Annotated in this window: 14 protein-coding genes and 2 tRNA genes; 3 read left to right on the forward strand and 13 right to left on the reverse strand. The window is 55.7% G+C overall.

All coding sequences use genetic code 11. The features are described from left to right. Positions 1 to 33 precede the first annotated feature (33 nt). Positions 34 to 636, reverse strand: coding sequence for a SafA/ExsA family spore coat assembly protein (gene safA, locus KQI82_RS07575; protein ID WP_241426657.1), 603 nt, complete (start codon positions 634 to 636; stop codon positions 34 to 36). Positions 637 to 785: 149 nt separating this feature from the next. Between safA and KQI82_RS07580 the strand changes: the two genes are divergently transcribed. Next, positions 786 to 1,325, forward strand: coding sequence for a manganese efflux pump MntP (locus KQI82_RS07580; RefSeq protein ID WP_216632220.1), 540 nt, complete (start codon positions 786 to 788; stop codon positions 1,323 to 1,325). Positions 1,326 to 1,419: 94 nt separating this feature from the next. Next, a complete protein-coding gene (locus KQI82_RS07585; protein ID WP_216632221.1) occupies positions 1,420 to 2,031 on the forward strand; it encodes a nitroreductase family protein in 612 nt (203 codons plus the stop codon). Between the two features lie 59 nt (positions 2,032 to 2,090). Here KQI82_RS07585 and KQI82_RS07590 read toward each other — a convergent pair whose 3' ends face one another. The 8 genes from KQI82_RS07590 to KQI82_RS07625 all read right to left on the reverse strand — a co-directional run bounded on the left by KQI82_RS07590 (position 2,091) and on the right by KQI82_RS07625 (position 6,138). Beyond that, the gene (locus tag KQI82_RS07590; protein ID WP_216632222.1) at positions 2,091 to 2,309 is read right to left on the reverse strand and encodes a heavy-metal-associated domain-containing protein; all 219 of its coding nucleotides are present in this window, start codon (positions 2,307 to 2,309) and stop codon (positions 2,091 to 2,093) included. Between the two features lie 143 nt (positions 2,310 to 2,452). Next, positions 2,453 to 2,543: transfer RNA gene (locus KQI82_RS07595), tRNA-Ser, on the reverse strand. Between the two features lie 21 nt (positions 2,544 to 2,564). Continuing rightward, positions 2,565 to 2,652 (reverse strand) — tRNA-Ser (locus tag KQI82_RS07600). A 105-nt stretch (positions 2,653 to 2,757) separates the two neighbouring features. Continuing rightward, positions 2,758 to 3,192 (reverse strand): MarR family winged helix-turn-helix transcriptional regulator, encoded by a 435-nt coding sequence (locus KQI82_RS07605; protein ID WP_216632223.1) that lies wholly within the window; start codon positions 3,190 to 3,192, stop codon positions 2,758 to 2,760. A gap of 187 nt (positions 3,193 to 3,379) precedes the next feature. Then, positions 3,380 to 4,675 carry a tyrosine-type recombinase/integrase gene (locus KQI82_RS07610; protein WP_216632224.1) on the reverse strand — a complete coding sequence of 432 codons (1,296 nt, stop codon included), beginning with the start codon at positions 4,673 to 4,675 and terminating at the stop codon, positions 3,380 to 3,382. A gap of 109 nt (positions 4,676 to 4,784) precedes the next feature. Further along, the gene (locus tag KQI82_RS07615) at positions 4,785 to 4,997 is read right to left on the reverse strand and encodes a helix-turn-helix domain-containing protein (RefSeq protein ID WP_216632225.1); all 213 of its coding nucleotides are present in this window, start codon (positions 4,995 to 4,997) and stop codon (positions 4,785 to 4,787) included. A 465-nt stretch (positions 4,998 to 5,462) separates the two neighbouring features. Next, positions 5,463 to 5,717 (reverse strand): helix-turn-helix domain-containing protein, encoded by a 255-nt coding sequence (locus KQI82_RS07620; RefSeq protein ID WP_216557324.1) that lies wholly within the window; start codon positions 5,715 to 5,717, stop codon positions 5,463 to 5,465. Next, positions 5,698 to 6,138 carry a sigma-70 family RNA polymerase sigma factor gene (locus KQI82_RS07625; protein ID WP_216632226.1) on the reverse strand — a complete coding sequence of 147 codons (441 nt, stop codon included), beginning with the start codon at positions 6,136 to 6,138 and terminating at the stop codon, positions 5,698 to 5,700. Before KQI82_RS07625 ends, KQI82_RS07620 begins: the two co-directional genes overlap by 20 nt. A gap of 410 nt (positions 6,139 to 6,548) precedes the next feature. Here KQI82_RS07625 and KQI82_RS07630 point away from each other — a divergent pair, with 410 nt between their 5' ends. Next, on the forward strand, positions 6,549 to 6,908 hold the full coding sequence (locus KQI82_RS07630) for a helix-turn-helix transcriptional regulator (protein ID WP_119190805.1): 360 nt from the start codon (positions 6,549 to 6,551) through the stop codon (positions 6,906 to 6,908). 112 nt (positions 6,909 to 7,020) lie between these two features. Here KQI82_RS07630 and KQI82_RS15885 read toward each other — a convergent pair whose 3' ends face one another. The 4 genes from KQI82_RS15885 to KQI82_RS07650 form a co-directional block, all read right to left on the reverse strand. Then, positions 7,021 to 10,737 (reverse strand): S-layer homology domain-containing protein, encoded by a 3,717-nt coding sequence (locus KQI82_RS15885; RefSeq protein WP_216632227.1) that lies wholly within the window; start codon positions 10,735 to 10,737, stop codon positions 7,021 to 7,023. 498 nt (positions 10,738 to 11,235) lie between these two features. Beyond that, positions 11,236 to 11,712 carry a hypothetical protein gene (locus tag KQI82_RS07640; RefSeq protein WP_216632228.1) on the reverse strand — a complete coding sequence of 159 codons (477 nt, stop codon included), beginning with the start codon at positions 11,710 to 11,712 and terminating at the stop codon, positions 11,236 to 11,238. Continuing rightward, positions 11,709 to 12,023, reverse strand: a complete 315-nt coding sequence (locus tag KQI82_RS07645) for a double zinc ribbon domain-containing protein (protein ID WP_216557312.1) — start codon at positions 12,021 to 12,023, stop codon at positions 11,709 to 11,711. Before KQI82_RS07645 ends, KQI82_RS07640 begins: the two co-directional genes overlap by 4 nt. Continuing rightward, a complete protein-coding gene (locus tag KQI82_RS07650; RefSeq protein ID WP_216632229.1) occupies positions 12,020 to 12,415 on the reverse strand; it encodes a hypothetical protein in 396 nt (131 codons plus the stop codon). Before KQI82_RS07650 ends, KQI82_RS07645 begins: the two co-directional genes overlap by 4 nt. Between the last annotated feature and the right edge of the window lie 95 nt (positions 12,416 to 12,510).

Here is a 12,510-nt window from a genome sequence, read left to right on the forward strand (position 1 = left end):
GCGGACTCAAACGGCTCAGACAATAAAACGCATTTACCCGATGAACAGCTGAGTCCAGTAGTGGCCATTGGCCACATATCCGACGCCGATCTGGGTATAGGACGGGTTCAGGATGTTGGCGCGGTGGCCGCTGGAGTTCATCCACGCGTTGACCACGGCCTGGGGGGTGGATTGGCCGTAGGCGATGTTCTCACCTGCGGTGCGGTAAGTAAGGCCGAAGGACTTGATCATCTGGAAGGGCGTGCCATAGGTGGGGCTGGTGTGGGAGAAGTAGCGCCGGTCCACCATGTCCTGGGATTTGTACCGGGCGACGCGGGAGAGCTCCCAATTGGCGCTCAGCGGCTTCAGGCCATTTTTCGCCCGGGCTTCATTCACCAGGCGCATGACCTCGCTCTCAAAGGCGGAGACACCCTGGTCAAGCTGAGGGATGGTCAGAGCCTGGCCGGGATAGATCAGGTCCGGATTGGATATCTGGGGATTGGCGTTGATGATTTCCCTGGTGCCAACCTCATATTTGACCGCCAGTTTCCACATGGTGTCGCCTTGGACCACGGTGTGGGTCAGGGCGGATGCCCCGGTGGACAGGAGCGAAAGTGTGAGCACGGTTGTTGCGAATTTCATTGCAAATCGTTTCATATCTGTACCTCCTGAGAAAAGGGTAACATTGCTTGCGGTGGGAGTTCAATGCAAAAATATTGGAAAAAGAAGCGACGCCATGGGCGGGACTGGAAAAGCGGGTCACACCGATTCCGCGGCGGCCATATGCTGGCGGGAGGTGAACGCTTATGCACGTTGTTTCGGCTCTTTTATTGGGAGTCTCCACCAATCTTGACAATTTGTTTCTGGGCCTGTCCCTTGGCCTGCAAAAGAAGCGGCTTCCCTTCCGGGCAAACGCAGTGATCGGCCTTTTTTCCGCCGCGGTGACGGCGCTTTTCTGCGCATCCTCCGCGCTGCTGTCCGGATTGGGGCGGCTGCCCAACCTGGTGGGAGGAGGCATCATCATCGCCATGGGACTGTGGTCTTTGCTGCCGGGGAAACAGGATACGGGCTCCGACTGCTACCAGAAGGGCTTTTCCTGGCATGAGACGCTTATGTTAGGAAGCGGCCTCGCGGTGAACTGCATCCCTGTGGCCTTCGGCGCCGGACTGACCGGAATCCCATCCTGGATCGCCGCACTGTCCGTGGGCGGGATCAGTCTGCTCTGCGTGGCCGCTGGCAATGCCATTGGGCTGGCGGCCACCGGCCTTGCCCTGCATCCCCGGGCCTTTGTGGTGCTTGGCGGCGGAATCATGATCGCCCTGGGGATTGTCGAGCTTTTGGGATAAAAGCATGTACCTGCCGCGCCTGTGGGAGACTTTGCATCCCATTACATAAATCCCTCAAAGGGAGAGAGGATAAGGGGGAAAGGAGGCATGTGCAATGGATTACTTTAAGGCGGTGAAAAGCCGTTATAGCTGCTACGACATCACGGGAAAGAGCACCATTTCTGACAGCAGGCTGAAAGAGATGCTTAACGACGCGGTGAGCTGCGCCCCGTCTTCCTTCAATTCCCATTCCTCCCGGCTCGTGCTCCTGCTGCAAAGCGGGCATGAAACGCTGTGGAACATTGTGCTGGAGGCGCTGAGGCCGATGGTGCCGGAGGAGAAGTTTCCCAATACGGAAAAAAAGATCGGATCCTTTGCCGCTGGCTACGGCACGATCCTTTTCTACGAGGACCAGGAAACGGTGCGGGGTCTTCAGGAGAAATACCCCCTATACAGCGAAAATTTTCCCCTCTGGGCGGAACAGGGAAGCGCCATGCTTCAGTATATCGTGTGGACGGGGTTGGAGGCCGAGGGGCTGGGCGCCTCCCTTCAGCACTATAATCCGCTGATTGACCGTGAAGCGGCCGCGGCTTTTGACATCCCGGATCACTGGAAGCTGATTGCCCAGATGCCCTTCGGCGTCCCGGCGGAGGAGCATAGGGGAGGAATCCGAAAAGGAGAGGACACATGGGTGCGGGTTGTGGAAAAGAGCGGCCGGCGCGGCTGAATAACAGAAGCATGTGAAAAAGAGACCCGGAAGCGCTCTGCGCCTCCGGGCCTTTTTACTCAGGAATGCTCGATGGGGTAGCCTAAAATTTTAATTTTTTCCGCAATTTCCCGCTGGGAAACGCCGGTGCTGTCGTAATCGACGACAATGCTGCCCTGCTCTTTGTTGATGCTCACCGACGTCACGCCGGGCAGCGAATCCAGCGCCCGCTTCAAAAGGCTGGTGTCATGGAGCCCCACGTCCTTGTTGATGGAATAATACACACTTTCCTGTGCCATATAATCACCTCGACTTTATTGTTGCCGGGGCGGCGGCTGATTATTTAAGGCCGATTCCCTGAGGGCGATTATATCGCTTGTATCTGCAATTTGAAAATAAAAAGAAAACCATGAAGCTGTTGTAGCTCCATGGTTTTTTCATTTGGCGGAGAAGGAGGGATTTGAACCCTCGCGCCAGTTTCCCGGCCTACTCCCTTAGCAGGGGAGCCCCTTCGGCCTCTTGGGTACTTCTCCAACTGTCAAGCGGTTTGAAAATGGCGGAGAGAGTGGGATTCGAACCCACGGATGCTTTCACATCGCCGGTTTTCAAGACCGGTTCCTTCAACCGCTCGGACATCTCTCCATAGCTGTAAAAGCATATTCCGCGCCCCAAACGCAAAACCTATGATACCATACGGCAGATAAATTTGTCAAGGCGGTAAAGGCGGCTTTTTTGGAAAATCTATGGCTATCTTGTGATATCGGTGTTCTTCATGATCTGGTCCAATACGTCAACGGCAATCTGCGCGGGCTCAGCCGGAATTCCCTGGGTCAGCCCGGCAAAAAAAACCTCCTGGGCAGCTTGAAGCTCTCCGACAGGCGCTGCCGCGGCCTCCGTCAGGCGCAGGTTCTGAACCCTCCGGTCCTCCGCCTGGGTTTCCACCTGCAAAAAGCCCCTGCGCTGAAGCCGGTCCACCGCCCGGGAGACGTAGGCCTTGGAAAGCCCACGGTAAATGGCCACATCCCGGGCCGTGTGATACTCCGGATTGTTGGCCAGAAAGATCAGCACGTCGGCCTCCGGCTTGGATAGACCGCACTGGGCCGCCGCCGAGGCGAAGTGCTCCTCATAGAGCTTTGACAATTTCTTTTGAAACCGCAGAAAGCGGCTGATTGAAATTTTCAAAAAATCACATCCCATACAGTTGACAAGTAAACTGTTTCCGCGTAAACTATTTTACGTGCTGAATTTCAATTTGTAAATCATTTTCCTCAAAAGTGCTGAAATTGCTTGCTTTTCAAGGCGTCTGGATATTTCTCTGCTCTCAATTTCCCTTGTTTTTTCCCTTGTCAGGAAAGAACAAGGGAAAGTCTTATTGCACCTTGTCCAGCAGTTTCGCGGCGTCTCGCTTGGCTTCCTTACTGGCGTGTGCGTAAATATTCATTGTGGTCGTCACATCCGAATGACCAAGAAGCTCCTGCACGTCCTTCGGCGCTGCGCCGTAGGACAACAGATTGCTGGTGAAGGTGTGGCGAAGCTGGTGGAAATGAAAGCTCTCCATACCGTCCACTCTTTTCTTCGCTGTCTGGCACATATTGGAAACCGTTGCCGGAGACTCATACCTGCCATCCTGTCGCACACAGACAAGGCTGATCGCCTGATAGCCCTCTGGAGGATGCTCTGAAACCGGCAGGCTGTAGACCTCATAGTAGGTGCGGTTCTTTTCCTCAATGCTCAAGTAGTAGTTCTGGCTGTATAGCGGCCCGCAGGCAAGGCGGTCAAGCATCTGCGCCTTCTTTGCCTCTTTCAAAATCTCCGCCAGTGTGTTGCAGAAATCCACTGAGCGGATCTTTTTGCGCTTCGTGGTGCCAATCTCCGTCCTGTGCCGCGCCGAGTTGTAGCGGATGCTGCGTCTCACCGTCAGCCGCTGCTCCTTCAAATCAATGTCCTGCCAGGTCAGACTGCAAGCCTCGCCAATGCGAAGTCCGGTGTAGTATGCGATCTGGATGGGCAGAAGGGCGGGATTTTTCTTTTTGGACAGCATCTCATTCAGTTCAAGAAACTGTTCGTAGGAGATCGTTGGGATAATGGGAACATCCTCCTCTGCGCTATCCTCCGAAAACAGGTCATAGTCCTCCGCCCTCTTGCGGTACACAATGTACTGCATGGGATTGAAGGAGAGATACTGCTTCGGGAACACCGCGAAGCGGAACGCACCTTGCAGCACAGCGGAGTATTGCCGCATGGAGCCGCTGCTCAGCGCTTTCCTCACCGTGCCGTCCGGCCATTCACCGCCAAGGCTCAGCAGGTCCAGATAGCTTTGCAGATGATCCGGTGTGATCTTCTTCAGCTTACGGTCGGCGATGGGGTGCTTCTTGATGCGTCTGGCTGTGTCGATGTAGGCGGCCACCGTGCCGTTGCTCAGAGAACCGGGCTTCAGTTCCTCCTCAATCCATTTGTCCAGCAGCCCTGCAAGGGTCAGGTTTTCAGATTTTGCTACGAATTGCTTTTCTTCATAATCCGCCATGGCCTTGCGGAGCATGGCTTCCGTTTCGCTCTTGCTCTCAGAACCGGGAAACTCCCTCTGGACGCTGTTGCCGCTGGCGTCCTCTACATAGAACCGATAGTACCACTTCTTTCCCTTTTTTCTTACAGAACCTTTTGCCATAGTGCTTCTCCTCTCATAGCGGCAAACGGAGCTGTTATGATGTGTTGTCTGCTATTATAGCAGACCGCACATAAACCGGCAAATAAAAAGCTCCGCACTGTCCTGTCCTTCATCTGACTGCGTGGACCTGTTCTCGCACCAGAAGATCTGCACCCTGGTTGGCTTCCATGAACTTATGAATAACGTCTATGCGGATGATGTATCTGCGCCCGATCCGCAGTACGGGAATCTTCTCCCATTCCACGAGCTTCCGCATGGTGTTTCTGCCAATGCCTGTATAGTCGGCGGCTTCTTCTATCGTTAAGCCGATTTTATCTGTCATGGGGATACCTCCCAAAATAGTAAAAGTTATAGGTTGTTATTATCACGCTATAAATAGTGGCAAGAACGGATGGCGGCTGGCAGCCGCCCACGGGAATCTCACCCCGGCCCATGCTGATGGGTGCGCCGCGCAATGCTTTGAGGGCGTTCAACGCGGGAGTATCATTATCCCAAACTCGGAGTCGTGGCCGCCGTGCTGCCACGCACGGTTACAGACTGGCTTGCTCGCTCGCCTGTCCAGTTATCTGGATGGGTCTTGGCGCGCCGTCTGCCGGCTCGTCCGGCTCGGAACGTTATCCGTTTGCCTATGCAGCGCAGCGCGCGTTGTCAAGGTGCATATATCAGGCTGTGTATCAGCCGGGAAAGGCTCTTATCCATGAGATAGGGGCCTTTCCTCGCAGATGCACGGAGATGCCGCCGCAGAAGTGTGGAAAGGGGCAAACACATTCCTGCGCGGCAGATGTATTCACACGGTTCGGATCACCTTGAATTCAATGATCTTGGTGATCAGCTTTGTTCGCATCCTGCATAGCTTTTCCTCATCAATGCAAAGATGCTCAACGCCGTTCTCATCATAGAGCCGCCTTGTCGCCAGAGCCGCCATATAGCGTTCGTAGTGCCGCAGCACGGCATTGATCGCATCCACATCTCCGGAAGATGCTGCTTCAATGGTAGAAAAAGGGAGCAGGGATACATTCGCATTACCCGGTTTGTTCGTCACTGCTATCAACCTCCATTTTCTTTTTTAATTCCTTAAGAGACTTTGCACGTCTGCGCTGCACGGTGTATCGGACCATATCCAGCTTATCCGCGATCTCCTGATCGGTCATATCCAAAAAATACGCAAGCAGAATAATATCCCGCTTTTTCTCAGACAGCTTCACAAGGGCATTGGCAAGGATTTCGCTGCGGATAGGGATGGTATAGCCCTGCACCTGAAAGCAGAATCGTTCGCACGGGTACTCGTCCAGTACGCCCAACTGTCTCTCCTGACTTTCTGACAACCACGAAAGGGAAGTCTCATGCTTGGAGCGCCATGCGATGTGATTGTCATAATCGATGGCCTCTCCGCGCAGCACCATCTTGCATAGCCTGTCGAATTCATGCCGAGCAGTTTCCTTCTGGGACGGCGTCAGCTCCATGAGTTTTTGCACCTCCTTCCCGAACCGCGGGAGGCGGTGTATTTTCCCCTTTGCTTATATCCCGATTGGGAGGGGTGGTTTTGCGCACTTTTCGGCAAAAATTTTCAAAAAAATTTTCCAACGGCACAATGAGCCGATGGAAAAAGAAAATATGGTAATTTAAGCAATACAAAGCGGTGTAGTTGAATACACCGTTTAGAACCGTAAAAGCTATATGATGAATAGCAGTGCTTCTATCAATTTGACTAAGGTCCGCTACCCGCATCGCACCAACAAGCGCGGTCTTTTACTGGAAATTCCTTAATTTAGAGATTTGATTCAAGAAATACAACTCCTTTCCAATGGTGAGTTGCGGTACATCATAATACTGCCCTACATACTAATTTAAGTGAGCTGGAGTACACACTAAAATGGTAGTAGAGGTGATGAATGTGTATGTTGCGCTCGATCTTCTGGCAAAGGCTGTGAGAGAGGCCAGAGAGGAACGGGGCCTTTCTCAGCGAGAATTAGCCCGCAAGCTAAGCATGAATACAAGAACGATCATGGATTTGGAGATCTGTCGCAGCAATCCGAAGGGCGAAACTATTTTCCTTATTGCCCGTGAGCTGCACATCAGCTTGGATGCCATAGCACACGCTGGCACCTCTCGTCCGAATTCCGTCAGCGCCGATGTTCTGGAATTCTTCTCTGGAAAAGACGATACTGAATCAAGGGACTATATTGATCTCTGTCGTCAGGTAGAGAAAATGAAGAAAAAGAAAGATCAGTAACGGAGAAGTGGGGGTTACACCCTGCTTCTTTTTTGCTCCAAAAGATAAAAAGGCGGCGGCAAAGGACATGGTGATCCTTTGCCGCCGTTCTTATTGCGGGGTTAGTATACGGTTACTTGCTCTGATAGTTACGATAGAGGAAGGTGACGATCTGGGCTCTCGTGCAGTCGCTGCCGGAGCCGAACAGTCCGCCGCCGATGCCGCCGGTGATGCCGTTCTTGGCGGCCCATGCCACCGCGTCGGCGTAATAGGCATTGGTCGCCACATCACCGAACTCAGCGCTGCTGCTGACCTTGGGGCTGCCCGCCGCGCGGTACAGGAAGGTCACGCTCTGTGCGCGGGTGCAGGTGGCGTCAGGGCTGAACTTGCCGTCGCCGGTGCCGCCGGTGATGCCGTTCTCCACGGCCCACGCCACGGCCTGCTCATAGAAGCTACCGGGCTTCACATCGCCAAAGGCGATGCCGGTGTTCTTGGGTGCGGGGCTGCCCGCCGCGCGCCACAGGAAGGTGACGATCTGCGCGCGGGTGCAGGGCTGGTTGGGAGCGAACAGGCCGTTGCCGATGCCGCCCGTGATGCCCTTTTCTGCCGCCCACTTGACCGCTTCATAGTAGTAAGCGTCCACGGGAACATCCTTGAAAATCTGCACCGGAGCCTCTTCAACGAAGCTGCCCTTGACCGTGACCTTGCCCGTAGGCATGGTGAAGGTGTACTTGCCGTTCTTCTCGGTGAGCTTCACCTTATCGCCGTTCTTATCCAGAACCTTGAGCGTGTCCAGCTCGTAGCCCTTGTCGGGCTTCACGGTGATGGTCACGGCATCGCCCTTGGAGGCAGACTTGGGAGAAACGGTGATGGTGCCGTTCTCGGTCTTATCCACGGAAACGGTGTAGCTGGGGGTGTAGGAGCCACCGCCGCCACCGCCACCGCCGGAAGACTTGGTGAAGGTAGCCGTTGCGATTGCGCTGTCATTCATGTCTGTCATGACCGCGATAGCCTTGACCGTCGTGGTGGAGGTCAGAGAGAGCGGAGTGCTGTAAACGGGGCTGGAGGCCGTCGGGTCTGTGCCGTCCTTGGTGTAGTGGATCGTTGCGCCTACCGTAGCGCAGGAGATGGTGACGCTCTGCATGCCGGTGAAGCTGCTCACACCGTTGGGCGTAAAGGTCGGGGTGGCAACGGTCAGCTTCGGGGAGGTCTGCGTACTGCTGGTCGGTGCGCTGGCCTTGTGAGTGGAAGTCTCTGCGATCCTCGCATAGCCGGTGCAGCTTGTATTCGCGGCGCAATCCGTCTTGGTGTTGGCCGTGGAATAGGTCGCGCCATCGAAGCTGTATTCACCGCCTGTCACGGTGGGGATGGTCGCCGTAAAGGTCGTGCCATCGGCGTTGGGCGTAAAGGTGAGAGTGAACGCAGCAGGAGCCGCAGGGCCGTCCGCCTTCTTGATGATCCCCGTCGCCGAGCTGGTGATCTCGCCGGTCTGAACATCGCTGGAAACCTTCACGGTGATGGTCTTATTGATGTCCTCTGCACGCAGCGTGTAGGTGCTGCCAGTCGCACCGATGATTTCATCGGAACCGCGATACCACTTGTAGATCAGAGTGCCGGTATTATTGGTGATGCCAGTGGTATCCGCTGTCAACGTCTGACCAAACTTCTCTGTGCCGGTAATGTTCACCGGGCCGGTGAGGGCAGCGGGCTTGAAGGTTGCCTTGACGATCACATTCCCACTGGGCATGGTAAATGTGCCGCCCGTAACAATGGTCAAGCTGGTGGGAGTCTTGTCAACCCATTTATCAAAGACATAGCCGGTGCTGGGGGTGGCCGTTAGGGTGACGGTCTCGCCCGCCACAGCAGAGGTCTTGTCGGCGCTGGCATTGCCGTTTCCATCATTGTTTACAGTAATGCTGTACGGTGTCGCGCCGTAAGCAGGAACGACCAACGCGGCGGACACGGTGCCCGCATTGTGGTTGGCATCTGCCTTGAAGCGCACATAGTAGGTGCCGGGGGCAACCTCGGTTGCCGTATCCGTGCAGGTCGTACCAGCAGGAGAAGTAAAGCTATTGTCGGTACTGTACTCCATCTTGTCGGTGGTGCCGGTGATCTTGCCCTTTCCACTGCTGGTGGTGGGAGCCTCCACGCCGAGACCGGTAGGCGCACTCTGATTAGCCGGAGTGATGGCGAATGTCCATGCAGTATCAGTCAGATCAGAGCCTGCGTTGAAGTTGTCTCCGGCTGCAACATCAATTTTGACGGTATAAGTTCCGACATTCTTGGTTTCGGTCACGGAAGCGCTGTCCTTTTCATACTTGACGGTGATCGCGCCGGACTTCGTAAGGGGACTCTTGAGGGTGACGCTGGCCGTCTTATCGTTGCCGTCGTAGATCAAATCGGTCGGTGCGACAAAGTTGAAGTCTGTGACAGTCGGCGTTCTCTTGCCGATGTTCCATGTGATCGTCTTGACATCGGTGGTGCCATCATCCCACTCATAGCCAGTCTCCAGCGTCGCGGTAGCAGTATAGTTCATAGCGCCCACATCGGTCGCCTCGTAGGTGCCGCCGAGGGCGTAGCCCGTGCCGGCGTTCACGCCGGTCTTTTCCGTGCCGTCATAGACAAGGCCAGGATTGGCGGTGGGAACGTCGATAAGAGTAGCCGGGGCTGTGATATTGTACTTCGCGTTGGGGTTGCTCGTCACGGTTAAGTCAGCGTTGTTCACAAGGCTTGCCGCGGGGATCTTAATGACAAGCGCCGCGGAGCTGGTTGCCGAGGGAGTGCCGCTGATCACGACGGTCGCGGTGGTCGCATTTGCACTTACATCCGTCTTGATCTTGGCTTCAAGACCGGCAGGCAGGTTGGTAAACCAGCCCTTGACATCGGTGTCTGCCGCGATGGTATAGAACTTGTCGTTCGTCAGCGTGATAACCACATCTTTGTCGGCAATCGCCGTGCCGGTCGTGCCGTCGATGGTCACAGTGTCCACGGTCGCCGTGGGCGTGGACGCGGCAGCATCATGCACGAACTGGAGGACGGTTTTGCCGCTGGCTGCGTCGTAATCGCCGCTATAGTTTTGATAGGAACCATAGTAGGTGCCCTTTACGCATTTCGTGTTGGGGCCGAGAGTCACCTTGCCGCCGATCATGGAGTTCGATTGATTGCCCAATGCGGTGAGCGTCACCGTGCCGCTGCCGGAAAGGTTAATCTCATTCGCCGTGCTGCTGTTACCTGTCCTAATAACTTGGTAATCGTTAGAGGTTAATGTTAGCTCGACCGTTGAATCCTTGATCGACACATTTCCTTTGAGCTCTGCCACAACACCATTTGCGCTTACCTTGACGGTGCTGTCCTCAATGTTCAGATTTCCGCCATTTTCTGTACTGATACCTCTGTTGTTTGAAATATCGGACGAGATGTCCACATCAGGGCTGCTCTTGATGACAACATTTCCGTTGTTATTGAAGATGCCGTAATAATAACTGCCGGGGATCTTCACTGTTGCACCATCCAGCGTGATGACGCCGCCTTGCGAGCTAATACCTCTATTGTAGCTACCGTTGCTCAGGTTCACGGTCAGCTTCCCGCTGATGCCGATGTTGCCGTTGCCTGCAATTGCAGATGGGGTCGCAGCATTGTAAACACCGTAGACATTCTCCTTTGCGTCTGTTGCGGTAACGGTCATATCGTTGCCGGACAGAGAGATCGCACCGCTCTTCGTATAAATGCCGTATAACGGACCGTTCTTCGATGGATCCACTTTCCCGACCCGCACATCCAGCGGTGCGGAGATTGTGACGCCCTCATCTGCATAAATGCCATAGACAGTACCATTACCATTCGCAGTCACAGTCAGCGTGCCGGAGCCGTAGATGTTCAGCTTGCCGTCGTTGGCCTGTATGCCGTACAGATTATCGTTAGATGTCTTGCTTGTGGTAAAGCTGCTGTTACTCACAACCTCAATGTTCAGGTCGCCGTCCGCAAAAATCATGCCACCTGTCACATCGACTTGGTAGCCATTGAGGAACAGCGTACCGCTGGACTTCTCATAGCGTGCGACATAGGGATCGCCGCTGGAATAGAGGGTTGCGCTGTCAGCATCATTTGCAGCAAGGCATTTCCCGTCGCTGAGGCTTTTAATATCGCCGTTTGCGTTGTACACCCTGACGCTATCCGGATAGGTTGCCGCCAGCGCCGTGGTGGGGAGCAGCGAGAGCAGCATCACCAGGCTGAGTAGGATGCTCAGGATTTTGCTTTTTGTTCGTTGCATAGATCATTGCCTCCTTCATAGAAAGAATTTGTTGTGCGCCGCGTTTTTGCCCCCGGCTCGCGGCTGCCGGGCCGGTTTTTACCGGGCGCTCCGCCCGCTGATGGTTTCTGCCGTTTCGCTAAGCCACGTTCGCATCTGCTCTGCGGCGAGGTCGCCGATGCAGTAGCCGTCGATGAGCTTCAGTTCCACGGCCTTTTCCAGCGCGGGCAGCTTTTCCGGGTGGCCGTCCTCACAGATGAGGTAGACCCGGCAATCCGGCAGCTTCCGCCGCACCTCGACGGCGACATTGCAGCAGGCGGAGATGTCCCTGGGCTCCTCCGCGCCATCGGTAAAGTCGGCCTTCATCAGCAGAAGATCCGCCCTCTCCGCCGTACATTGCCAAACCACATCGTCGCAGTCGTCGGAGAGGATGCCCAGCGGACGGCAGCCGCCCAAATTACCCATCCACTCCGCCGCGCGGCGGGTCATGGCGCGGGAGGGGGAGCAGACCGCCGCGCGCGGCAGCTCCGCTCCGGGGCCGCTGGCAGGCGGCTCCCGCTTTCGGAACAAGCTCAAACCGCCGCCCCCTTTCTCCGTGTCACGCCTGCCTTCGGCAAGCGCGTCCCGCATTCGGGGCAGTACCGCGCCACATTGGTGACGGCCACGCCGCAGCCGGGGCAGCAGCGGTGGCGGGAACGGTAAAAGTCATAGAGTGTATTCTCCGGCAGGGCAGCGCCGCAGTCGGCGCAGTCCGTCTGACCAGCGCTGTTGGCCTTGCCGCAGACCGGGCAGACCTTGCGTCCCCGCAATGTCTCCGGCCCGAAGCCATATTCCAGCAGCACCACCCGGCGCAGGGCTCGTTCGGTTCTCAGGTCATAATCTGTCATTCGGCGGCTCCCTCCTTTCCGTCTGTGCCGCCCACCTGCAATCTCGCCCCGCAGACGGGGCAGAAGCAGGCGTCCGGTTCCCGGAGCCGCGCACCGCAGTGATGGCAAAAGGCGGGGAACTCCGTTTCCCACGGGGCGCAGTCCAGACATAGCCCCGCGTTGACATTGAACATAGCGGAGGATACATACTTCCCGCATTTGGGGCAGAGGTTGAACTCCCACCTGCCCTCCGTCTCCCACGCGATCTCCAGCGCCGCTTCCTCCGTGTCCGCCCGGATGGGCTTGGTCACGCAGCACAGCTCACCGGAGATGTCGCAGTAGAACCGAAACACCCGCCCGCCTCCGGCGTCCGCCACGACCTTGTAGGTTGCTGTTTTCCGTGATTCGGCCACAGACATTCCTCCCTTCCGTTTTTTCTTGCGAAGCATAGGGGGCTATGCTATAATGCGAGAGAAACAAATACGGCGGCGAGAGGTCATTCCGATGG

The organism is Dysosmobacter acutus (assembly GCF_018919205.1).
GTDB classification, from domain to species: domain Bacteria; phylum Bacillota; class Clostridia; order Oscillospirales; family Oscillospiraceae; genus Oscillibacter; species Oscillibacter acutus.